The 21,267-nt window shown below is 63.1% G+C and carries 16 protein-coding genes; 7 read left to right on the top strand and 9 right to left on the bottom strand.

All coding sequences use genetic code 11. The features are described from left to right. Positions 1-2: 2 nt before the first annotated feature. The 6 genes from GE253_RS13025 to GE253_RS13000 form a co-directional block, all read right to left on the bottom strand. Entirely contained in the window at positions 3-1,364 is a 1,362-nt protein-coding gene (locus tag GE253_RS13025; protein WP_153204555.1) for a flavin monoamine oxidase family protein, read from the bottom strand. Then, positions 1,361-2,011, bottom strand: a complete 651-nt coding sequence (locus GE253_RS13020; protein WP_153204554.1) for a TetR/AcrR family transcriptional regulator — start codon at positions 2,009-2,011, stop codon at positions 1,361-1,363. Before GE253_RS13020 ends, GE253_RS13025 begins: the two co-directional genes overlap by 4 nt. Continuing rightward, entirely contained in the window at positions 2,008-3,471 is a 1,464-nt protein-coding gene (locus tag GE253_RS13015; protein ID WP_247878638.1) for an amidase, read from the bottom strand. The genes GE253_RS13020 and GE253_RS13015 overlap by 4 nt, the downstream gene beginning before the upstream one ends. Before the next feature lie 170 nt (positions 3,472-3,641). After that, positions 3,642-5,063, bottom strand: a complete 1,422-nt coding sequence (locus GE253_RS13010; RefSeq protein WP_153204553.1) for an aldehyde dehydrogenase family protein — start codon at positions 5,061-5,063, stop codon at positions 3,642-3,644. Between the two features lie 52 nt (positions 5,064-5,115). Beyond that, a complete protein-coding gene (locus GE253_RS13005) occupies positions 5,116-6,270 on the bottom strand; it encodes an MFS transporter (protein ID WP_348770851.1) in 1,155 nt (384 codons plus the stop codon). 593 nt (positions 6,271-6,863) lie between these two features. Then, positions 6,864-7,553, bottom strand: a complete 690-nt coding sequence (locus tag GE253_RS13000) for a TetR/AcrR family transcriptional regulator (protein WP_153204551.1) — start codon at positions 7,551-7,553, stop codon at positions 6,864-6,866. 545 nt (positions 7,554-8,098) lie between these two features. Between GE253_RS13000 and GE253_RS12995 the strand changes: the two genes are divergently transcribed. From GE253_RS12995 to GE253_RS12975, 6 genes are all read left to right on the top strand, one after another. Further along, a complete protein-coding gene (locus GE253_RS12995) occupies positions 8,099-10,420 on the top strand; it encodes a TonB-dependent receptor (RefSeq protein WP_173012622.1) in 2,322 nt (773 codons plus the stop codon). Between the two features lie 381 nt (positions 10,421-10,801). Beyond that, the gene (locus GE253_RS12990) at positions 10,802-12,556 is read left to right on the top strand and encodes an ABC transporter permease subunit (protein ID WP_153204549.1); all 1,755 of its coding nucleotides are present in this window, start codon (positions 10,802-10,804) and stop codon (positions 12,554-12,556) included. A 12-nt stretch (positions 12,557-12,568) separates the two neighbouring features. Then, positions 12,569-13,885: a nitrate/sulfonate/bicarbonate ABC transporter ATP-binding protein gene (locus GE253_RS12985; RefSeq protein ID WP_153204548.1), complete on the top strand. Its 1,317-nt coding sequence runs from the start codon at positions 12,569-12,571 to the stop codon at positions 13,883-13,885. A gap of 92 nt (positions 13,886-13,977) precedes the next feature. Beyond that, a complete protein-coding gene (locus GE253_RS26515; protein ID WP_282183216.1) occupies positions 13,978-14,106 on the top strand; it encodes a hypothetical protein in 129 nt (42 codons plus the stop codon). A gap of 78 nt (positions 14,107-14,184) precedes the next feature. After that, entirely contained in the window at positions 14,185-15,264 is a 1,080-nt protein-coding gene (locus GE253_RS12980) for an ATP-binding protein (protein ID WP_153204547.1), read from the top strand. Next, entirely contained in the window at positions 15,261-15,887 is a 627-nt protein-coding gene (locus GE253_RS12975) for a response regulator transcription factor (protein WP_153204546.1), read from the top strand. Before GE253_RS12980 ends, GE253_RS12975 begins: the two co-directional genes overlap by 4 nt. A 517-nt stretch (positions 15,888-16,404) precedes the next feature. On the opposite strand, the gene GE253_RS12970 is transcribed toward GE253_RS12975, so the two are convergent. The 3 genes from GE253_RS12970 to GE253_RS12960 form a co-directional block, all read right to left on the bottom strand. Continuing rightward, positions 16,405-17,094 (bottom strand): helix-turn-helix domain-containing protein, encoded by a 690-nt coding sequence (locus tag GE253_RS12970; protein WP_153204545.1) that lies wholly within the window; start codon positions 17,092-17,094, stop codon positions 16,405-16,407. A 638-nt stretch (positions 17,095-17,732) separates the two neighbouring features. After that, positions 17,733-17,963 (bottom strand): hypothetical protein, encoded by a 231-nt coding sequence (locus tag GE253_RS12965; RefSeq protein WP_153204544.1) that lies wholly within the window; start codon positions 17,961-17,963, stop codon positions 17,733-17,735. Positions 17,964-18,290: 327 nt separating this feature from the next. Further along, positions 18,291-20,240, bottom strand: coding sequence for a lytic transglycosylase domain-containing protein (locus GE253_RS12960; RefSeq protein ID WP_247878637.1), 1,950 nt, complete (start codon positions 20,238-20,240; stop codon positions 18,291-18,293). Between the two features lie 90 nt (positions 20,241-20,330). Between GE253_RS12960 and dapA the strand changes: the two genes are divergently transcribed. Beyond that, positions 20,331-21,203: a 4-hydroxy-tetrahydrodipicolinate synthase gene (gene dapA, locus GE253_RS12955; RefSeq protein WP_153204542.1), complete on the top strand. Its 873-nt coding sequence runs from the start codon at positions 20,331-20,333 to the stop codon at positions 21,201-21,203. Positions 21,204-21,267 lie beyond the last annotated feature (64 nt).

The raw sequence follows: 21,267 nt of genomic DNA, 5'->3' as shown, positions 1-21,267 counted from the left end.
GCTTACCCCTGATGTACGGCCAGGATTTCCGCCACCACCCGCTCGCCCGACCGGATCGCCCCATCCATATAACCGGTCCAGATCCAGGCGGTTTCCGTCCCCGCCCAATGGATGCGGCCTACCGGCTGGCGGATGGTGTGGCCCACGCTGGTCCAGGCACCCGGCACCAGGAAGCCGCCATAGCCACCGCGGGAGAATTCCTCCTCCAGCCAGGACAGTTCCTCATAATGCCGTACATTGGCGGCCTGGGGGCCGAACAGATGCACCAGCTCGGCGATTACCGCCGCGCGGCGCTCGGCCGGGCTGCTGGCGGTCCAATGTTTGGCCTCGTCCCCTTCGATGAAGCCGACCATCACGCCCGGTGTGCCGACGGCGGGGGAGTTGTCATAGGTCAGGCTCATCGGGCCTTCGTCGCTGACCGCCATGCCCGACAGGCCCTCGGCCCGCCAGAAGGGCGCATCATAGAAGAACTGGATCTTGATACAGGCGCCCATCGGCATCCGCTGGGTCAGGTAATCGCGCGGGCCGGGCAGGGCAGGGCTGTAATTGAGCCGGCCGGCCAGTGCTGGCGGCAGGGTGACGATCACCCGGTCTGCCTTCACACTGCCGCCCGCATACTGAATGGTCACGCCCTTTTCATCCTGGGCAATGGCCCGGACGGGGCTGTTGAAGCGGATCAGCGGGCGCACCTGATCGGCCAGCTTTTCGGCCAGGTGCTGCGCGCCTTTGACAAAGCGCCGTTCCTGCGCGCCGCCGCCCATGCTGATCACCGTGCGCAGGTCACCACCGGCGCGGATATAGCACAGCACATGCAGGAAGGAGAGTTCGCGCGCGTCGGAGGCCAGCACCGAGCGGGCCAGGAAGCGCATCCAGAACCGTGCGGCGGGCACGTCGCTTGCCTGTTCGATCCAGGCTTCGAAGCTGAGACTGTCCAGCGCCTGGGCATCGGGCGACAGCCAGGGGAATTCCGGGTTTACCGTCGCGGCCAAACCGTCCAGCTTGGCGAAGATGCCTTCCACCGCCACCCTGGTTTCTTCATCATAGGGCGGCAGCATCCCTTCACAGCGGCTTCTCCGGCCCTCCAGCCAGTACAGCGTCTCCCCCTGCTCATAGGCGGTGAAGGTTTCCACCCCCAATTCATCGGCCAGGGCCAAGACCTTGTCCTGTGTCGGGCCGACCCATTGGCCGCCAACATCGATGGGGGTGCCGTCGGGTGCGTGGCGGGTATGGATGCGGCCGCCCACCCGGTCACGCGCTTCCAGCACGATCACGGAAAGCCCGGCGGCCTGCAGGGCGCGGGCGGCGGTCAGGCCGGCGAAACCGGCGCCAATAATGGCGACCTGGAACTGATCAGGCAGGCTCATGCTCTGTCTCCATGGCTGGGCAGATATAATTGTTGGGCGGCCTGGACCAGCATCCGCACCGCCTGGTGTGATCGCAGCCCATTGGCCGTGGCCAGCCATTGCAGCAGAATGCCGACAAGGCCGGTCAGGATGAAATTGGCCAGCCCGTCCAGATCGGGGTTCAGGCTGCCATCACGCACATCGGACGCCTCTGCCAGCGTCTGCCGGTAAAGCGCCAGGAATTCTTCGTATTTCTTCTTCGCCAGCCATTGCGAACCATCGGTGGCCAGGGCGTAGAGGGTGAGGTTGAAAAGCGCCACCTGTTCATCCGGCCTTTGTTCCACCTGCGAACGGATGAACATGATCAGGCTATCAATACGATCCCGTAATGGTTCCGGCTGGGTAAACCGGGTGGCCAGTTCCTGTTGCACCCGGGCCAGAAGGTGCGACAGCACCGACAGCAGCACCGCTTCCTTGCCATCGAAATGATAATGCAGGGTGCCCAGATTGATCCCCGCCTCCTGCGCGATACGGCGCGTGGTGGTGCCCTGCACCCCGTCACGCGCCAGCACGGTGATGGCGGCGGCCATGATGGCTTCCCGTGTGGCGTTGCCACGCGCCGGGCGGCTTCCCTCACCGGCTGCGGCGGCTGTCGGTGCCAGGCTCATGCCGTGACCGGATCGATGGGGCTGACGGGCGGCAGCCGGCTGGCCATCGCCTGGGCGGCGGCCAGAATACGCCCTTCGCGGAAGCGGGCGGCCACGAGCTGGATGCCGACGGGCAGGGGAGAGCCTGCGGGGCGGAACGGTATCGTCAGGGCCGGCACGCTGACACAGGCCGTGCTGGTGCAGGGGCTGTGGGCGACCAGCAATTCCCGTGCTTCCCGTTCACCGGCAATATCATGGCCTACCGGGAAGGCGGCGGTCCAGGCGGTGGGCATCAGCAGCAGCGGATAGGCCTCCAGGAACAACTGCCATTCCCGCAGCAGGCCGGTGCGGGCCGACAAGGTGGCCAGCATGTCGGCCGGGCTCATCTCCGGCACGCAGGCTGCCGTCAATTCCAGCGAGTGCAGGAAATCCGCATCGCCCATGCTGAAGGCGGCGCGGGCCGCCGGCGTGCGGCAATCATTGGAGAGCAGCGCCATCCAGAGTTCGGCTGTCTCGATGAAGCGCGGCGGGGCCGCCTCCACCACCTCATAGCCAGCATCGGCCAGCGTGTCGGCGGCCTGGCGCAGGGCGGCGGCGGTGTGACTGTCGGGCCGGTGTTCGCCCACACCCGTGAACAGGGCAACGCGCACCGGCGCTGCATCATCGGGCTGTTCCAGCGGGGCCGGCACCCAGGCCGGGTCACGCGGATCGCGCCGCGCCATGCTGTGCAGGCCCAGCCGAATGTCACCGACCGAGCGGGCAATGACCCCTTGGGCCGAGCCGAACTGCAGGCACAGCGACCGTTCGGCCTTGGCTGTGGCGTTGAAGGCGGGCACCCGGCCCACCGTGGGGCGCAGACCATAGACGCCGCAGGCGGCAGCCGGCAGGCGGGCAGAGCCGGCCAGATCATTGCAATGGGCCAGCGGTGACATGCCGGTGGCCGTGGCGGCGGCGGCCCCGCCGCTGGACCCGCCGACATTCAGCCCCGGATTCCACGGGTTCAGCGTCCGCCCGTGCGGCGCATTGTCAGTGAACCAGCGGCAGGAAAAGGCCGGTGCATTGCTGCGGCCCAGGAAGATGGTGCCGGCATTGCGCCAGTTCGCCACCGGCGGGCTGTCAACCGAGGCGATCAACCCAACCAGCGGGGCAACCCCGTTGGTGGTGGCGCTGCCGGCCTGATCGACATTGATCTTCACCGTGGCGGGCACGCCATGTAGCGGCGGCAGGTCGCCCCCGGCTGCCACTGCCTGATCAGCCTTGTCAGCGGCGGCCAATGCCGCCTGTTCCTGGATTTCCGTCAGGGCGTTGATGACAGGGTTCACCTGCGCGATCCGCGCCAGACAGCTTTCCACCGCCTCCCGCGCGCTGACGCGCCGCTGCCGGATGGCCTCGGCCAGCGCGCCGGCCTCCCATTGCCATAAATGCTCGCCTTGCATGGTCTTTTCCTGTTCCGAGTTCGGCCGCTTTTCGAGGTCCGTCATTCGATGTCATACCAACCCGCCTGAAGGTTGACCTTTAGGCGGGTTGGAGGCCGGCGACTGCCGGCCCGCGGGCACATGCCCGCTGTCAAGCCAAGCTGCCGGAGGCAGCGCCCGGCGATTGAGGGAGCGCAAAATCTCCCTGGATCGGTCACGATCAAGGGAGATTGGTATCAGCGGCTGGCGATGCCCTTGATCTCCAGGAATTCGGCCAGACCGAATTCCGCATATTCGCGGCCATTGCCCGATTGCTTGTAGCCACCGAACGGGACCGCCGGGCTCCATTCCGGGCTGTTGAGATAGACGGTGCCGGCCTGCAGGCGACGGCCGACAGCCAGCGCACGCGCCGGATCGCCCGATTGCACATAGGCGGCCAGCCCATAGACCGTGTCATTGGCCATGGCGATGGCCTCTTCCTCATCCCGATAGGTCAGGATGGACAGGACGGGGCCGAATATCTCCTCCCGGCTGACCGTCATGGCGGGGGTTACCCGGCCGAACACGGTGGGGCGGATATAGAAGCCCTGCGACAGGCCCGCCGGCATTTCCGGCCCGCCGGCCAGCAGTTCCGCCCCCTCGGCGATGCCGGTCTGGATCAGCCGGCGGATCTTGGCGAACTGGTTGGCGTTGGAGACCGGGCCCAGCTCCGTCACCGGGTCCAGCGGGTCGCCCACCTTGATGGCGTTGGCCGTGGCGGCGGCGATTGCTGCCACCTCGGCATAACGGTCTTCCGGCACCAGCATCCGGGTGGGGGCGTTGCAGGATTGGCCGCTGTTGGAGAAGCAATGGCGCACGCCGCCGGCCACGGCGGCCGGGAAATCAGCGTCCGGCAGCAGGATATTGGCGGATTTGCCGCCCAGTTCCTGGGAGACGCGCTTCACCGTATCGGCTGCCAGCCGGGCCACATCGATGCCGGCGCGGGTGGACCCGGTGAAGGACACCAATTCAATGTCGGGATGGCGGGCAATGGCCTGGCCCACCCTCGGCCCATCGCCATGCACCAGATTGAACAGGCCCGCCGGCACGCCGGCCTGATGCATGATCTCGGCAAACAGGGTGGCGCTCAAAGGGGCCAGTTCGCTGGGCTTCAGCACCACCGCGCAGCCGACCGCCAGGGCAGGGGCCACCTTACAGATGATCTGGTTCATCGGCCAGTTCCAGGGGGTGATCAACCCGGCAACGCCGATCGGCTCCCGCACGATGCGCAGGTTGGGGCGCTCTTCCTCAAAGTTGAAATGGCGCAGCGTTTCTATGGTCTGGGCCAGATGGGCGGCACCGATGCCGGCCTGCGCCTGCCGGGCAAAGCCCTGCGGTGCCCCCATTTCCTGGCGAATGGCATCGCCAATGTCCGCCATCCGCGCCCCATAGGCGGCCAGGATGGCGGACAGCAGGTCCAGCCGTTCCTGGCGCGTGCTGCTGGCGAAACCCTGGAAGGCCTGCCTGGCGGCGGATACCGCCTGATCCACCTCTGCCGGGCCGGCCAGCGCCACCTTGGCGCAGGGCTGACCGGTGGCGGGATTGATCACATCGATGATATTCGGGTTCGTCGGCAGCAGCCAGCGTCCGTCGATATAGCTTTGAAGGGGCGAGGACATGGTTGGTTTCCCGGCGATGGGGTGGCAGGTTCGGTTGAGGGAGGGGGCGGCTTTAGCGGTGGCCCCGGATACGGGCAATCAGGAAGCTGGCGGCCGCCAGCAGCAGCAGCAGGCCGCCCAGCAAGGCGACATCGGCATAATGGCCGCTATGTTCCAGGGCATAGCCGCTAACCAGTGGCCCCAGGGCGGCACCCCCGCCGATGATCATGTTGGAGAAGATCATCAGGGTGCCTTTGCTGTCATTATCGGCCAGCGTGGCCAGCAGCATCGGCACTAGGAATGACCAGCAGAGCTGAAAGGCGATGACGGCGACGATATAGAGCGACAATGTGCCGGTTCTGGAGATCAGCCCCAGGCACAGCAGCAACAGCACAAACACCGTCAGGGTGGAAGGCGTGCGCAGCGGGCCATTTTCCACCATGGAGGCGGCGGCCGATCCGATCACTGCGGTGAACATGGCCACGGCCGTCAGCGTGCCGATCTGCGGTTCCGACAATCCCAGCTCGGCCCCCGGCACCCCGACAAAGGCCCAGGCGCCGCTGACGGCGGTGAAATAGCCGAAGATGGCCAGCAGGCTCAGCCCGGCAGCACCGCTGCGGCTGGCGGACAGATCGGCCGGCGGCGTCTGCCAATGGTCGGGCAGGCCGCCCAGGGTGGCCATGGCCAGCAGGGTGACCAGGGCCAGCACCCCGTAAAGCCCGGCCAGCCCGGTGACGTTGAACAGCAGCGGTAGCAGCAGCAGACCCAGCGCCGCACTGACCGTCTGGCCGGCGGCCCAGCAGGCAAAGGCCCGGTGCGGCGCGACATAGGCCCCCGCCGCCATCACGCTGACCACGGAGAGCACACCACCGGCGGCCCCACCCAGGAAACGCAGCCCCAGCATCCAGCCCAGCGCCCCGCTGCCCATCGCCACAAAGGCGGATGCCAGGGAGAGCAGGGCGAAGACCAGCCCGGCCACCAGCGTCAACGGGCGCCAGGGCAGGCGGCGCAGCAACAGGATGGCAGGGAAGGTGACCAGCGAAGCGCCGGCCAGCTCTGCCGCCATCAAGAGGCCGATATCACCCGCCGGCCACTGCCATTGCAGCGCCAACTGGCCGGCGATCACCGGTGAAACCAGGAAGATGAAGGGGCCGATGAAACCGAACACGGTGACCGCCAGCAGCGGGCGGGCAGCAGCGTTGGATGTTGGGAGGGAGGTGGAAACCATCACGGGGGGCAGCCTTTCAGGCAGGCGTAACAGGGCTTGGGGCTGTTTTTCAGAGACCAAGTGGCCGCCATGGGCCGTGATGGAGTGACAGGAGGGGGGTGCAGAGCGGTTCCATGAAACATCTCCCAGACGGTACCCGCCGCCGGCCCGCTGGAATCCCCCCGTCGCTGCCGGTGAAGGCGCAACAAAAGGCTTCTCGGCGACGCCTTGCGGCGCCTGCGCGGAAAACAGCAAACGGTGGCGGGTGCAGGGCACCCGCGCGGTTTCAACCAAATGTCCGGCTGGTCGGCCTTGACGGCCTTGTTCCCAAGCCTTCCCTGTACTTGCATCCGTATTTGATCGGATGACTAAATTATGCCTTAAGGCCGCCAGATAACCACGCCGCTGTCAAGCGGAAATATACAAGTCGAATGGACTTTCAGCGACCAATTTGTGGGGTTTTCTGGCTAAAAAAGAAGGGTAGGTGAAGAAATCTTCCGGAAAAATCAAAGCGATGCCGAACGCTGGTATCGCTTTTCAGGATGCAGGAAAATTTTGATCATATGACCAAATTTTCTCTGTGGGGATGGGCGACCGCCGGGCGGGCCGGGCCTTTACAGGAAGGTTTTGCGCGCCGCCATCACCAATGTCTGCACAGCCTGGCGGGCGCGGAAACCATTGGCCGTGGCCAGCCATTGCATCAGGATGCCGACGAATCCGGTGAAGATGAAATTTGCCAGGGCTTCAATATCGGGCTTCAGCGTTCCGTCGCGCACATCGCTGGCATCATTCAGCGCATCGCGGTAAAGCCCCAAATATTCCTCATATTTTTTCTTGGCCAGCCACTCGGAACCCGAGGTGCTCAGCGCATAGAGAGTGAGGTTGAACAGGGCGATCTGCTGTTCCGGGTGGCGTTCCACCGCGCCTCGGATAAACACCATCAGATGTTCGATCCGGTCGGCCAGCGGCTCCGTTTCGGTGAAATAGCTGGTGAGTGCGGCGCGGGAGCTTTCGATCAGATAACTCAGCACGCTGAGCAACATCGCGTCCTTGCCCTCGAAATGGTAATGCAGCGAGCCCAGATTGATGCCCGCCTGGGCCGCGATCTTGCGCGTGGTGGCGCCCTGCACCCCTTCCTTGGCGATCACCGCGATGGCGGCGGCCATGATGCTGTCTTTGGTGACTTCGCTTTTTGTTTTTGCTGCCACGTCAATTCCCGTAACCGACTGAAAAATCTGGATCGTCCCTGCGGTGGCCGGGGCCAGCGCGGTACCATATCCCTGGAACGGCCAAGGTTCGCGCATGGTTGCACCCTGCCATCTTGATGGTAGGTCGTGGTCAAGATAGCGTCAATCAGTTTTGATCATCTGACTAAACCCGATATCGATCAGGCTGCCGGGGGGGATTCGGTGGGCAGGTCGGAGCGTTTACAGGCCGCGTTTGTACCGGCAGCCAGGATAAACCACAAGCGAAGTAGGAATTTAAGTGATTGATATTTAATAATATTATGTTTCTGAAGGCAGAGCGTCATATCGAATATCGAAAATTTTAAAAAACCTGCTTGACATCGACAGGGAAATCAGTCGCTCTAAGGGACGAAAAATGGTCAATCGACCAAAAATTTTTGGACAGGGTTTGACCTTCCGGTTTGGTGCCTGGTGACAGGCGGGGGGTCCGTTCACAACGGGTTCGGTAACATGGATAGGCGATGGGGGGATGAAGCCCCTTGTCGCATGACGGCACTTATTGCCCCGCCTTTTGCGGCGCTGGGCAATGCCGGTTGCTGCCACCTTGCCGGTGACGCCGCTGGTCGTCCCATGCCCGACCCATGTCAGGGTCAAGGGAGAACATGATGACACTGAAGCATCCTTTCACGGCTGGTCTTGGGCTTTGTTGTTCACTGGTGGCGCTGGCCCTGCCGGCGGGCACCGCCCTGGCCGACGAGGCGGGCATTGATGAAATCGTGGTGACAGCGCAGCGCCGCGCCCAGAACCTGCAGGATGTGCCGGTGGCGATCAGCGCCTTCCGGGGCGACACGCTGAAGGATGCCGGCGCTGTTACGGTGGATCAGGTGGGGGCGCTGATCCCCAATGTGCAGATCCAGGCCGACAAGGGGGGCGGCGCCCCCACCTGGGTTATTCGTGGTGTGGCCTTGTTTGATTACAATGCCAACAATAACCCGGCGACCGCCATTTATATCGATGATATTTACCAAAGCTCCTCCGTCATGGGCGGCGGCACCATGTATGATCTGGAGCGGGTGGAAGTATTGAAGGGGCCGCAGGGCGGTCTTTATGGGCGCAACACCACCGGTGGTGCGGTGAAAATCTTGTCGCGCCGGCCGGAATTGGGGGCCAGCGACGGCTATTTCAGTTCCGATTATGGCCGCTGGAATGAATATCGGTTGGAAGCGGCGCAATCGGTACCGGTCTCGGATAATTTCGCCCTGCGTGTGGCCGCCACCCAGGAAGGCGGCAGCGGCTGGCAGCGTACCCCGGTTGCCAGCGGCAAATATGGCGCGCCCGACCGCACGTCCGGCCGTATCCAGGCCCTGTTCCAGCCCAGTGAACGCCTGACGGGCGTGTTGAAACTGTTCGCTAACCGCGACCAGTCGGAAACCGCATTGGCCTCGGCGACCGCCGCCTATGATGCCAACGGGAATTTCTGCGCGCCCGTGCTGGCCGGCCGGGTGGATAATAAAAACTGCCTGAACTTTGCCCAGTTCAACAATATCATAACCGGGGGTAAGGGTGCATTGCCCACCAGCCTGGTGTCGGATGATGGAAAACGTGTCATCTCCTCTCCCGGAAACAAGCTGGATAATCATGAATGGGGCGGCACCCTGTCGCTGGATTATGATTTCGACACGGTGAAGCTCAGCTCCATCACCGGGGTCAGCCGTTTCGGTTTCCAGCAGCTTTTCGATTATGATGCGACCAACCTGCGGTTGGCGGAGCAGAATGATACGGCGACCATCCGGCAGATGTCGCAGGAATTGCGCCTTACGTCCACTGATGACGGCCCGTTCAAATGGCTGGCCGGCGCCATCTATGCCTATAACAGCTACAAGGGTCATCGCATTGCCGATCTGCGCGACAATGTCGCCATTGTCGGCCTTTCCTTCGCGCCGCTGGGCGTGCGCCAGGAAAATGCCTTCATCAATGTGCGTTACCGGCAGGAAACGGACTATGCTGCGCTCTATGGGCAGGTGGATTATGCGGTCAATGACCAACTGAACCTGTCCGCTTCGTTGCGCTATTCTGACGAGGAAACGCGGTACCGCGACGGTACCTTCTATTTTCCCCAGGATAATGTCGTTCTGTTGCGTAACCTGAATTCCACCGCCAAGCTGAAGGACCATTGGTCGGGCAAGGTGTCGGCCGACTACAAGTTCGACAAATCAGTGATGGCCTATGCTGCCATCGCCCGTGGCTACAAGTCCGGCGGCGTTTTTGGCGGCTTCCCGCAGGAACCGGCCGATGTCACCCCCTATAAGGAAGAAATCGTCTGGTCTTATGAGGCAGGCCTGAAGAGCACCTGGCTGGAAAACCGGCTGATGCTGAACCTGACCGCCTTCCATTATGATCATAAGGACTTGCAGGCACTGACCACGCTGCCCAGCGTGCTGACGCCCGGCCAGTTCATCTTCCGTCTGACCAATGTCGGCAAGGCCCGCCATGATGGCGTCGAACTGGAAACCGTGTTGAAGCCGTTCCCCGGCCTGACGCTGCAGGGTTCCGTCGGTTATATGGAGGCCAAGGTCACCGACAGTGACAAGCAGATTTTCTCCTTCAACAGCCAGCCGCTGAACTGGAAGGATCGCCGGATCGACTTTTCCCCGCGCTGGAGCGGCAATATCGCCGCCTCCTATGATTGGGAGCTGACCAGCGACCTGATGGCCGGCATCGCGCTGGATTATAATTTCCGCAGCAACCGCATTGTGATGCAAAATCCGGTAGATGCCGCCCTGCGCAACCTGGACGGTTACGGGCTGCTCAATGGCCGGATCAGCCTGACATCGGATGACGGTGGCTGGACGTCGGCGCTGTGGGGTCGCAACCTGACCAACAAGAGTTATTTGACCGATGCCAATAATGATGGATTGGGCAGCTATTACCGCGTCTATGGCCGCCCGATCAGCTATGGTATCAGTATCAGCAAGAAATGGTGAGAAGAACTCAGCGGGATCGGGTTTTGCAGCGACTGCCCCGGTATAGGTAAAACAAGTGCCTTTGCCAGCCTGCGACGGGGTGCCCCGTCGCAGGCCTTATGCCATGTCCGCATGGTGCCGGCGACCGGATATACCTTGGTATAGACGGGCGATACGCCATGCCTCTGAAAGTAACCCTGTGCAGCCTCGCCCCGTGCCGCCACAGGGCGTATCAATCACCTCAGCGTCGGTACCGTGATGCACGGTCCCGGTGAACAAGGGAACACCGCCCGCATGTCCAGCGACAGTCGACCCGGAGATAGAACAGGCATCCCGCAGGGATGGCGGCAGGTGGCGTAAGGCGCCCTGGTTGCCGCCCGGCGGGATGCCCCGGAGGTAACCATGATCTTCCTTTCCCCTGACGGGAAGCGGGCGCAGCCTGTGCTGCAGGTGGCCCGCCCCGGCGCCATTCCCTATTGGGCCGATATCGTTGCCTTCCTGCTGCTGGCCGTGATTGGTCTGCTGGTCGTGCAGGGTGTCCGGCAGATGGGGCAGCCGCTAACAGCCCTGGATACAGTGCCGCTGGAGCTCGATCCCTGGCAATTGCCGGCCTATTCCCTGCGCACGGTGCTGCGCATGTTCGCGGCCCTGGCGGTGTCGCTGCTTTTCACCTTCACCATTGCCACCCTGGCCGCCAAAAGCCGCAAGGCGGAACTGATCATCGTTCCGGCGCTGGATATCCTGCAATCGGTGCCGGTGCTGGGCTTTCTCACCTTCACCGTCACCTTCTTCATGGGGTTGTTTCCGGGCCGGCAGTTGGGCGTGGAATGCGCGGCGATCTTCGCCATCTTCACCAGCCAGGCCTGGAACATGGCCTTCAGCTTCTATCAGTCGCTGCGCACCCTGCCCCATGATCTGGAAGAGGTGACGTGGCAGTTCGGTTTCTCCCCCTGGCGGCGCTTTCTGCGGCTGGAACTGCCCTTTGCCATGCCGGGGCTGGTCTGGAACATGATGATGTCCATGTCGGGCGGCTGGTTCTTCGTGGTGGCGTCGGAGGCGATCAGCGTCGGCGATACCACGGTGACTCTGCCCGGTATCGGTTCCTGGCTGGCCCTGGCCATCGCCCAGAAGAACATGATGGCCATCGCTTGGGCCGTGGGCGGCATGGCCGTGGTGATCATGCTCTATGATCAGTTGTTCTTCCGGCCGATCGTCGCCTGGGCGGACAAGTTCCGTTTCGAACAGACGGCCTCGCAGCAGCGGCCAAGCTCCTGGCTGTATGATCTGGTGCGGCGCACCCGAATCATGCGGATGCTGCTGGCCCCGCTGGGCTGGCTGGATGGGGCCATTGCCCTGCTGGAACGCTGGCCGGCCAGGGGACCGCGCCGCGCCGTGGCCGAGCGCGCCCCCTCGCCCCTGCTGAACCGGCTGTGGGGCGGGCTGGTGCTGCTGGGCTGTCTGGCGGCCAGCATCCAGATTGCCCGTTTCATCATGACCGAACTCAGCCTGGCGGACATTCTGGCCACCTTCGGGCTGGGGATGGCCACCATGCTGCGGGTGGTGGTGCTGATCGCCCTGGCCAGCCTGATCTGGGTGCCGATCGGCGTCTGGATCGGCCTGCGCCCGGCCTGGGCGGAACGGTTGCAGCCGCTGGCCCAGTTCCTGGCGGCCTTTCCGGCCAATGTGCTGTTCCCCTTCGCGGTGGTGATCATCGCCGGGCTGCACCTGAACCCGGATATCTGGCTGTCACCGCTGATGGTGCTGGGCACGCAATGGTACATCCTGTTCAATGTCATCGCCGGGGCCAGCGCCCTGCCGACCGACCTGCGGGAGGCGTCGCATATTTTCGGCATCCGCCGCTGGCAATGGTGGCGACAGGTCGCCCTGCCCGGTGTCTTCCCCTATTACGTCACCGGCGCCCTGACGGCCTCCGGCGGGTCGTGGAACGCCAGCATCGTCACGGAAGTCGTCTCCTGGGGCGACCGGCATCTGCAGGCCACCGGCCTTGGCGCCTATATCGCCAACGCCACCCAGGCCGGGGATTATCCGCGCGTGGCGTTGGGCATCGCCGTGATGTCGCTGTTCGTCATCGCCTTCAACCGCATCCTCTGGCGGCCGCTCTATGGGTTCGCCGAACGTCGTCTGCGCCTTGATTGAGGAGGCAAGAACATGGCCTACATTCAGGAAATCGTCCGCCAGGCGGCCCCCCTTGTCGAGGTGCGTGACGTCCGGCATGTCTATGGCAAGGGCGGCAGCGGCCTGACCGTGCTGGATCATGTCGACCTCACCCTGTACGAGGGCGAGGTGGTCGGGCTGTTGGGCCGGTCGGGTTCCGGCAAATCCACCCTGCTGCGCTCCATCGCCGGGCTGATCTGGCCGACCGCCGGCAGCGTCAGCTTCCCCCCCGGTGCCGATGGGGCGGATACCGTCGTCAGCATGGTGTTCCAAAGCTTTGCCCTGTTCCCCTGGCTGACCGTGCTGGAAAATGTCGAGGTCGGGCTGGAGGCCCGCCATGTGCCCGTGGCCGAACGGCGCAAGCGGGCGCTGGCCGCCATCGACCTGATCGGGCTGGACGGGTTTGAAAGCGCCTATCCCAAGGAATTGTCGGGCGGGATGCGCCAGCGCGTCGGGCTGGCCCGCGCGCTGGTGGTCAATCCCGACCTGCTGCTGATGGATGAACCCTTTTCCGCCCTGGATGTGCTGACGGCGGAAACGCTGCGCACCGATCTGCTGGACCTGTGGTCAGAAGGCCGGATGCCGATCAAATCCATCCTGATGGTCACCCATAATATCGAGGAAGCGGTGCTGATGTGCGACCGCATCCTGATCTTCTCCTCCAATCCCGGCCGGGTGCTGGGGGAGATCAAGGTTAGCCTGCCCCAGCCGCGCAGCCGCCAGGATCCCGCCTTCCGGGCGCTGGTGGAAGATATCTATGCCCGCATGACCAGCCGGACCAACCCGGTACAGCCGCGCGAGGGGCTGTTCCCCGGCACCGGCATCGGCATGGCCCTGCCCCGCATGTCCACCAACACGCTGGCCGGCCTGATCGAGGCGGTGCATGAAGCCCCCTATGATGGCAAGGCCGATCTGCCGGGGCTGGCCAACAGCCTGCATTTCAAGAATGACGAGATTTTCGAGATTGCCGAGCTGTTGCAATTGCTGCGCTTTGCCGAACTGGAAGGGCGTGACCTGCGGCTGCTGCCGGCGGCCCGACGCTATGCCACAGCCGATGTCGATACGCGCAAGCAGCTTTTCGGCCAGCATCTGCTGAATTATGTGCCGCTGGCGGCCCATATCCGGCGCGTGCTGGATGACCGCCCCTCCCACCATGCCCCCGGCCGCCGCTTCCGCGACGAGCTGGAGGATTACATGTCGGAAGATCGGGCGGAGGACACATTGCGCACGGTCACCCAATGGGGCCGCTACGCCGAACTCTACGCCTATGATGAAGGGGCGGACCTGTTCAGCCTGGATAATCCGGTGTGATATCCCCACCCATCTTTTCCTTTCCCGTCGACCTGGCAGGCATTGCCCCTCGGCAGGGGCAGTGTTGCTTCCCGTTGTCCGAAGGCCCCGCTATGACCCGTCGGATCAAACCCATCCTGCCGGCCGTGCTGCTGCCTTTATCGCTGTTGCCGACGGACGGCTTGCAGATCAATTGCAGTGCCGGCGGGCGCACCGACGGCAGCACCACGCTATCGGCCTGAACTGCGGATTTGAGCAGCCATGGCAGCCGCGCCGGGATTTGGGGTAAAGAGAAAGGCAGGGCAGCAAGGGGAACCGGCATGAAGATAGCCACGCATGATCCGCAGCCGGTGAGCCGGACCGGTAAGGCGCTGCGGTTGGCGGGCTTGTTTGCCTTCATGGCCGGCCTGTTCATCGCCGACACGCTGACCGATCTGGAAATCGCCATTGGCGTGCTCTATGTCGCCGTGCCCCTGGTGGCGGCCAGCTTTCTGCCGGCCCGTGCCATCCTGCTGCTGTCCGGCCTCTGTCTGGGGCTGCTGCTGACCAGTTATGAGCTGACCAGCGGCGGCGACCCTGCCGCCGGGCCCATCAACCGTTCCATCAGTGTCATCGTTGTCATTGCCGCCACCATGCTGGTGTTGCGCATCCGGCCGGCCATCCTGGCCGGGGTCGCCGCGCGGGAACAGTTGGCGCAGGTGGCGCGGGTGAACATGCTGGGCGAACTGACCGCCTCCATCGCGCATGAGGTCAACCAGCCATTGAGCGCCATTGCCAATAGCGGCAATGCTGGCCTGCGCTGGCTGGGGGCCCAGCCGCCCAATCTGGACAAGGCCCGCCAGGCCCTGGCCCGCGTTGTCAGCGATGCGGAACGGGCGGCCTCGGTCATCGCGCGGGTGCGCAGCCTGGCCCGCCCGGTGCCGCCGCACCGGGAATGGCTGAACGCGCTGGACACGGTGGAGGAGATCATCGCCCTGATCCGTGATGAACTGACCCGCAATCAGGTCACCCTGACCATCGAGAGCGGGGAGGGGATGCCGCCGGTGCTGGCCGACAAGGTGCAGGTTCAGCAGGTTCTGCTGAACCTGATCCTGAACGCGGTGGAAGCGATGGGCACCACCTCGCCAGGCGGCCGCACCCTGCGCATCCGCATCAGCCTTGCCGAGGGCGGGCAGGCGCTGTTCAGCGTGCAGGATAAGGGGATCGGCCTGAAAACCGACAATGTGGAGAAGCTGTTCGACGCCTTCCACACCACCAAGCCCGATGGTATGGGGATCGGGCTGGCCGTCACCCGTTCCATTGTCGAGACCCATGGCGGCAAAGTCTGGGCGACAGCCAATGAAGAGGGCGGGGCCAGCTTCCATTTCACCCTGCCGACCAGCCGGACCGACATTCCATGACCCAGGCCCCCGCCGACCAGCCCCTGATCCATGTTGTGGAGGATGACCGTTCGGTACGGGAATCCCTGGAAGATTTGCTGGCCTCTGTCGGGCTGCCGGCCCGGCTGTTCGCCTCCGCCACAGATTTTCTGCAGGCCGAACCGGTGGAAGCGCCGGGCTGTCTGGTGCTGGATGTGCGGATGCCGGGGATGAGCGGGCTGGAATTGCAGGCGGAAATGGCCCGGCGCGGCCTCCGCCTGCCCATCATCTTCATCACCGGTCATGGTGACATTCCGATGTCGGTGCAGGCGATGAAGGCGGGGGCGGTGGAATTCCTCACCAAGCCCTTTCGTGAACAGGATCTGCTGGATGCCATCCAGAAGGCCGTCGCCCTGAACCGCACCCAGCGGCAGGCCGATGCCGTGGCCGACGAACTGCGCCGCCGTCACGCCACGCTGAATGACGGCGAACGCGATGTGCTGGCCCTGGTGGTCACCGGCCTGCTGAACAAGCAGATCGCCGCCCGGCTGAATGTCAGCGAGATCACCGTGAAGGTCCGCCGCGCCCAGGTGATGAAGAAGATGCAGGCGGCCACGCTGGCCGACCTGATCCGCATTTCCGACATGCTGAAACCCCCGATGTGAGGGGCCGTGGTTTCAATGAGGCCCCGGCTTTTCAGCCGGGGAAAGCTGCCATAGCGCAAGAAATCGCCGGCGCGATGACTGCAGCTTCAATGAGGCCCCGGCTTTTCAGCCGGGGAAAGTCCCTACCTTGGAACCGGTTGAACGCTAACAGAAATTCCGTCTGTTTGCGATCGGGTGCTTCGGAAGGGGAGGGCAGGCCGCGAAAAGGCTGTGGATAAGGTTCACTATGTCCAAGAATACCAGCCTTTTCAAGCCCTTGCCTCTCTGCGAGCGGGTCCGGGGTTTTGGCGGATACGGAGCCGCTCGCGTCAAGACCGGCGGCAGGCTCCCGTGGCGCGATCATTGATCAGGCTTCTCCGCTTGTCCAGCCCCCTGATCCGGCTGACCGGCATTTTATGGTTGCACCCGACCGCTGGCCAATAAAAAGGGCCGGGCGCTGTCTCCCTTATGGGGAAACAGCGCCCGGCCCTGGACGGGGGAACAACTGATACGTCAATCACCCGGGTGATTGACGCAATTACTCCTTCTCGCCGCTGTAATCGCGGATATCGGCCGGATCCCAGATGGCGCCCCGGCGGCGGCGGCCATCAGTGACCTTGTTGGCGGCAGCAGTCCGGGTGGCAGCGGTACCGGTACGCTTGGAACCGGGGACCGGGCCACGACGGCGCGGGGCCGGCAATTCTTCCACCGTGGCGGCGGCGGCGGCGGGTGCCGACGTGACAGCAGCAGGGGGGGGAACCTGCTGGGTTGCAGCGGCGCGGGCAGCGGCAACTGCCTCCTCGTCATACCCGGCATTAGGCGAGATGGCGCGCAACAAGGAGCCAACGGCATCGGCGATTTCTTCCGGTGCCGTCTTCCAGGCGCGCAGCAAATCCAGTTCCCGCCGCGACAGGATGGGGGAGGAGCCTTCCGCCGTTGCGGCAAAGGTTTCCGGCGGCCGGCGCATATCCGGCACGTCAAGCCCGTCAAAGAAGAAGGTCAGTGGCACGTCCAGAATATCGGCCAGCCGATAGAGCTTGCCAACGGAAACGCGGTTGGAGCCGCGTTCATATTTCTGCACCTGCTGGAAAGTGATGCCCAGGGCCTTGGCCAGATCAGACTGGCTCATCCCCAAAAGGCCGCGCCGCAGGCGAATGCGGCCGGCCACATGATTTTCAATCACCGTTTCCATCGCGGCCACGGCCGCATTCTTACTCCGTCTCGGCATTGCCCTTCCTAACCCCCTCGTCCCGCGTCATCGTTTCTGCGCTATGGATGAAAGCACCGTCCAATTGGACGGTGCAATGACGAACAGTCATACGTTATCAAGACATCTCCTGCCTCAAAGACAGCAAATGCCAGCCATAACAGTTCGTCTTTCCAGACAGCCACCCCGTCCCAAAAAGGTCTGGGAATAAGGTGGATCCGTTCGTCACCAACTGGCAGAAATCACTTATGACCAACATACCATCGTAGGTCAATATCGAACATTTCATCCGAAATGTCTACAACCAGTATGGGATTCACTGGTGCGTGGGCTAATATAGCCAACAGATGAAGAACTTCTCGTTGAACTCAACCATCGCTGGCGTGGATCAGCATTACTATAATATGTCAACAATGCAGGACACACAGGTAATGCACGCAAAAAACGACAAAGAACGAGTTAAGCGTGCCATCCCGACCATTCTCCACCGTTACTAAGCTATTAACCACGTTTGTAACATACTTTTATCGAATGTCGACAGCGAGAAGAAGGCTGGCGGCAGATAGGTGTGGTAAATCGCCTTTGGGCTGCGTTTGTCGGTGATGACCATTGTTCAATACCCGCCCGACGGGCATGGAGGGACACCGTTGATGCGGTGATCAGGCGGCATTGCCGATGGAAGGGAACATAACCTCCACGACTCCGCTCGCCACACCATAGGTCCGGCGTTCCGTGCGCAATACATGCAGAAGCTCGCGCAGGCTTTCGGCAGTGAAGCCATCGGGATGTTTTTGTACTTCCTCTTCGGTCAGTTGGATGAAACGATCCAGCAACCGGGCATGGGTCGTTGCAGCCAGCCGAACCTCTTGTTCCATTTTGGTATCAATCATACCGGCACCCCTTGCTTTTCTCGTCCCGCTCCCGCGAGGTCCGCGCGCACCAATCGTGCGATAGCGGTCTTAATGATCGGTAAAGTGCGAGCTGCCGCCAATCTATTCTTTTGCGCCGGGTGGAGGAGAGAATTTGTAGTTATTTGTTATTTTTCAATATCTTATAAAGTGACCGCGCTTGCTTTCCATCGTTTGGTTTTTAGGGTTAGTCCAAAAGTTGCAGGGAACCCGGTGTTCCCGCCTTTGTTTTCGGGCGCCCTCGCCGATCGACGCAGGGATATGGGTGCCGGGGGAAAACTTATCCCCAGCACCCGTTCCTGGTTGCTATTAGCCCTGGCCGCCACTGCCTCTGGCCAGATCATTGGTCATTGAAATGGGTGATTGCCCCAGCTTTGCCCGGTAGAGGTGCAGGTTTTCCAGCACCCGCTGCACATAATTGCGTGTTTCGTAGATGGGCATGGTCTCGATCCAGTCCACCATGTCTACATTGGGGCCGCGCGGGTCGCCATAGGTGTTCAGCCAGCCGGAAACCCGGCCCGGCCCGGCATTATAGGCGGCGACGGCCAGCACATAGGAACCGCCGAACCGGTCCAGCAATTCCTGAAGATAGGCGCTGCCAATGGCGACATTATGCTTGGGCTCTGTCGTCAGCTTGTCGTCGCTGTGGCGCAGCCCTTGCTGTTTTGCCACGGCCTTGGCGGTAGGGGGCATCACCTGCATCAGGCCGCGCGCGCCAGCACTGCTGACGGCCAGCCGGTTGAAATTGCTTTCCTGCCGGATAATGCCATGCACCAGCCCCGCCTCCGGCCGTGGGCTCAACTTATGCGGCAGTAACGGATAGCCGGCATCGGCCAAGACGAATCCATCCTGCAAGGCGGTACGGGAGGTGGTAACCCCCAGGTCCGGCCGCCCGATCTCCAGCGCCAGATTGCCCACCATTTCATAGGTTTCCGCCGTCTTGGCGCCGGCGGCCATTTTGCGCAAGAACAGGGTGACGCGGTCGCTTTCCGCCCCTTCGATGCGGGCCAATGCCTGCACGACGCGGACCAACTCCAGCTTGTGGAAGGCCTTGTGCAGATCGGCCGGTACCTTGAGGGGGGCGGGCAGGGCACTGCCCGCTGGCAAGCCCAGCTTGTCCGCCGCCAGCAAGCCATAGAAGGTGCCGGAATAGGACATGGCGGCATCGTACCAGGTACGCGCCAGTTCCTTGTTCCCCAACGCTTCCACGGCGCGACCAGCCCAATAGGCGCCACGCGATTTGCTGATGGGCGACGTGGTGCCGCGGAACAGGCTTTCGAAATGTTTCTGGGCTTCCTCTGGCCGGTTCAACTGGCGCAGGGCCAGCCAGCCGGCCAGAAATTCCGCCTGGGCAAAGGCCAGCCCATCCTTGGCCTTGTGTGCCGCCACCAGATCATAGGCGCGGGCGAACTTGCCCTGTTCGATCAACCGGCGGGCCAGGATGTGGCGTTCCACCCACCATTCACTGCCATGCTCGGCCTCCCTTGGCGGTTTGCTCAGCAGTTCCAGCGCCCCTTCGTCCATATCCTTGCGGCGGCGCCATTTGGTGCGATCATAGATCAGGCCGGGATCATCCTGGAGCGCGGCGGGCACGCGACGCAGGGCGCCGTCAGCGCCGGGCGACATATTAGCCAGCGCCATGCGTGCCTCCGCCACAGCGCGTTCGCCGGGGGAAACGATGGGCATCACCCGGGCAGCCGCATCATAATTCCCGTCCCAGACCAGCCGGTCCAATCGGGCCGCATGGTCGGCCGGGCGCAGCAGGCCATTGTAACGCTGGCGGAAATCCCGCTCCTCCACCGATCCGAAGCCACCCTCAATATAGCGTTTTCGTACCAGCGCGATGGCCTTGTCACTGGAACCGGTCTCCATCAAGGCGGCGACATAGCGGTCAAAGCCTGTGCCGGTCAGTGGCGGATTGGCCTCAAACCAGCTGCGCACTTCGCGGTAGGAAAGATCAGCCGGCATCCGCCCCTCGGCATTGCGGCGCAGGGCGGCCATATTGGGCCAGTCCGGGTTGCGCTGCATGAAGCTGGTGATTTCCTTCCAGTCGGCACTGGTGTTGGGCTGGGTCAGGTCCAGCCAGCGGATCACCTTTTCTGCCACATCGTCGCGGGCGCGTTTGGCAATGCGTTTGGCATCCTCGATCTTGCCCTGATCAGCAGCCTTGAAGGCTTGCCGATATGTTGCAATATCGTCTGCATTCAGCGCGCGGACGGGGCTGGTAACGGCCAGCCCCAGCGCAAGGCAGGTCAGCATCGTTGCCAGGGCACGCGTAGCACCCTTGTTTCGGGAAAGGCCGCTCGTTAAGGTTCGCCGCTTCATCAGGTTTGACCGGGGTGTCCTGCTATGTTCAAGGGGTCCATCGTCGCATTGATCACGCCGTTCCGCGACGGGAAGGTGGATGAGAAAGCCTTCCAGGATTTTGTCGAGTGGCAGATCAATCAGGGCACGCACGGGCTGGTGCCGGTTGGCACCACCGGCGAATCGCCCACGCTCTCCCACGAGGAGCATCGGCTGGTTGTCAGCCTGACGATGGAGGTGGCCAAGGGCCGCGTGCCCGTCATCGCCGGCACCGGCTCCAACGCCACCGAGGAGGCGATTGCGCTGACCCGTCACGCCAAGCAGATCGGCGCTGACGCCGCACTGGTGGTGACGCCGTACTACAACAAGCCGTCCCAGGAAGGTCTTTATCAGCATTACAAGGCCATCCATGACGCGGTCGATATCCCTATCATCATCTACAATATTCCGGCCCGCAGCGTTATCGACATGTCTGTCGCAACCATGGCCCGGCTTGCCAAGCTGCCGAACATTGTCGGCGTGAAGGATGCAACGGCTGACCTGGCCCGTCCGTTGCGCACCCGAACCGAAATCGGTCCGGACTTCTGCCAGCTTTCCGGCGAGGATGCTACTGCCACGGCCTTCCTGGCACAGGGGGGTGTGGGTTGCATCTCTGTCACGGCCAATGTGGCCCCGGCCTTGTGCGCTCAGATGCAGAACGCCTGGGCGGAAGGCGATATGGCGGAAATGGCCCGCATCCGCGACCTGCTGATGCCGCTGCACGATGCCATGTTTGTAGAAACCAGCCCGGCCCCGGTGAAGTACGCTGCCAGCCTGCTGGGCAAATCCTCAGCTGAGGTGCGGCTGCCGCTGGTGCCCTGCTCTGAACAGGGCCAGGCCGTTGTACGCGACGCTATGGTGAAGGTCGGTCTGATCTGACCTGCAAAGCCCGGCGGCGGGTGGATTTGTCTTCCCGCCGCCGGGACCGGATTTCGTTACGAGA

It is taken from the genome of Niveispirillum sp. SYP-B3756 (assembly GCF_009495745.1).
GTDB lineage: Bacteria > Pseudomonadota > Alphaproteobacteria > Azospirillales > Azospirillaceae > Niveispirillum.
Note: the sequence above shows the minus strand (reverse complement) of the source record. Positions and strands in the feature narration are given on the sequence as shown.

What these genes read in the sequence shown, in the direction of transcription:
- GE253_RS13025 (WP_153204555.1), bottom strand. Translation starts at nt 1,364, where the DNA reads ATGAGCCTGCCTGATCAGTTCCAGGTCGCCATTATTGGCGCCGGTTTC.
- GE253_RS13020 (WP_153204554.1), bottom strand. Translation starts at nt 2,011, where the DNA reads ATGAGCCTGGCACCGACAGCCGCCGCAGCCGGTGAGGGAAGCCGCCCG.
- GE253_RS13015 (WP_247878638.1), bottom strand. Translation starts at nt 3,471, where the DNA reads ATGACGGACCTCGAAAAGCGGCCGAACTCGGAACAGGAAAAGACCATG.
- GE253_RS13010 (WP_153204553.1), bottom strand. Translation starts at nt 5,063, where the DNA reads ATGTCCTCGCCCCTTCAAAGCTATATCGACGGACGCTGGCTGCTGCCG.
- GE253_RS13005 (WP_348770851.1), bottom strand. Translation starts at nt 6,270, where the DNA reads ATGGTTTCCACCTCCCTCCCAACATCCAACGCTGCTGCCCGCCCGCTG.
- GE253_RS13000 (WP_153204551.1), bottom strand. Translation starts at nt 7,553, where the DNA reads ATGCGCGAACCTTGGCCGTTCCAGGGATATGGTACCGCGCTGGCCCCG.
- GE253_RS12995 (WP_173012622.1), top strand. Translation starts at nt 8,099, where the DNA reads ATGATGACACTGAAGCATCCTTTCACGGCTGGTCTTGGGCTTTGTTGT.
- GE253_RS12990 (WP_153204549.1), top strand. Translation starts at nt 10,802, where the DNA reads ATGATCTTCCTTTCCCCTGACGGGAAGCGGGCGCAGCCTGTGCTGCAG.
- GE253_RS12985 (WP_153204548.1), top strand. Translation starts at nt 12,569, where the DNA reads ATGGCCTACATTCAGGAAATCGTCCGCCAGGCGGCCCCCCTTGTCGAG.
- GE253_RS26515 (WP_282183216.1), top strand. Translation starts at nt 13,978, where the DNA reads ATGACCCGTCGGATCAAACCCATCCTGCCGGCCGTGCTGCTGCCTTTA.
- GE253_RS12980 (WP_153204547.1), top strand. Translation starts at nt 14,185, where the DNA reads ATGAAGATAGCCACGCATGATCCGCAGCCGGTGAGCCGGACCGGTAAG.
- GE253_RS12975 (WP_153204546.1), top strand. Translation starts at nt 15,261, where the DNA reads ATGACCCAGGCCCCCGCCGACCAGCCCCTGATCCATGTTGTGGAGGAT.
- GE253_RS12970 (WP_153204545.1), bottom strand. Translation starts at nt 17,094, where the DNA reads ATGCCGAGACGGAGTAAGAATGCGGCCGTGGCCGCGATGGAAACGGTG.
- GE253_RS12965 (WP_153204544.1), bottom strand. Translation starts at nt 17,963, where the DNA reads ATGATTGATACCAAAATGGAACAAGAGGTTCGGCTGGCTGCAACGACC.
- GE253_RS12960 (WP_247878637.1), bottom strand. Translation starts at nt 20,240, where the DNA reads ATGCTGACCTGCCTTGCGCTGGGGCTGGCCGTTACCAGCCCCGTCCGC.
- dapA (WP_153204542.1), top strand. Translation starts at nt 20,331, where the DNA reads ATGTTCAAGGGGTCCATCGTCGCATTGATCACGCCGTTCCGCGACGGG.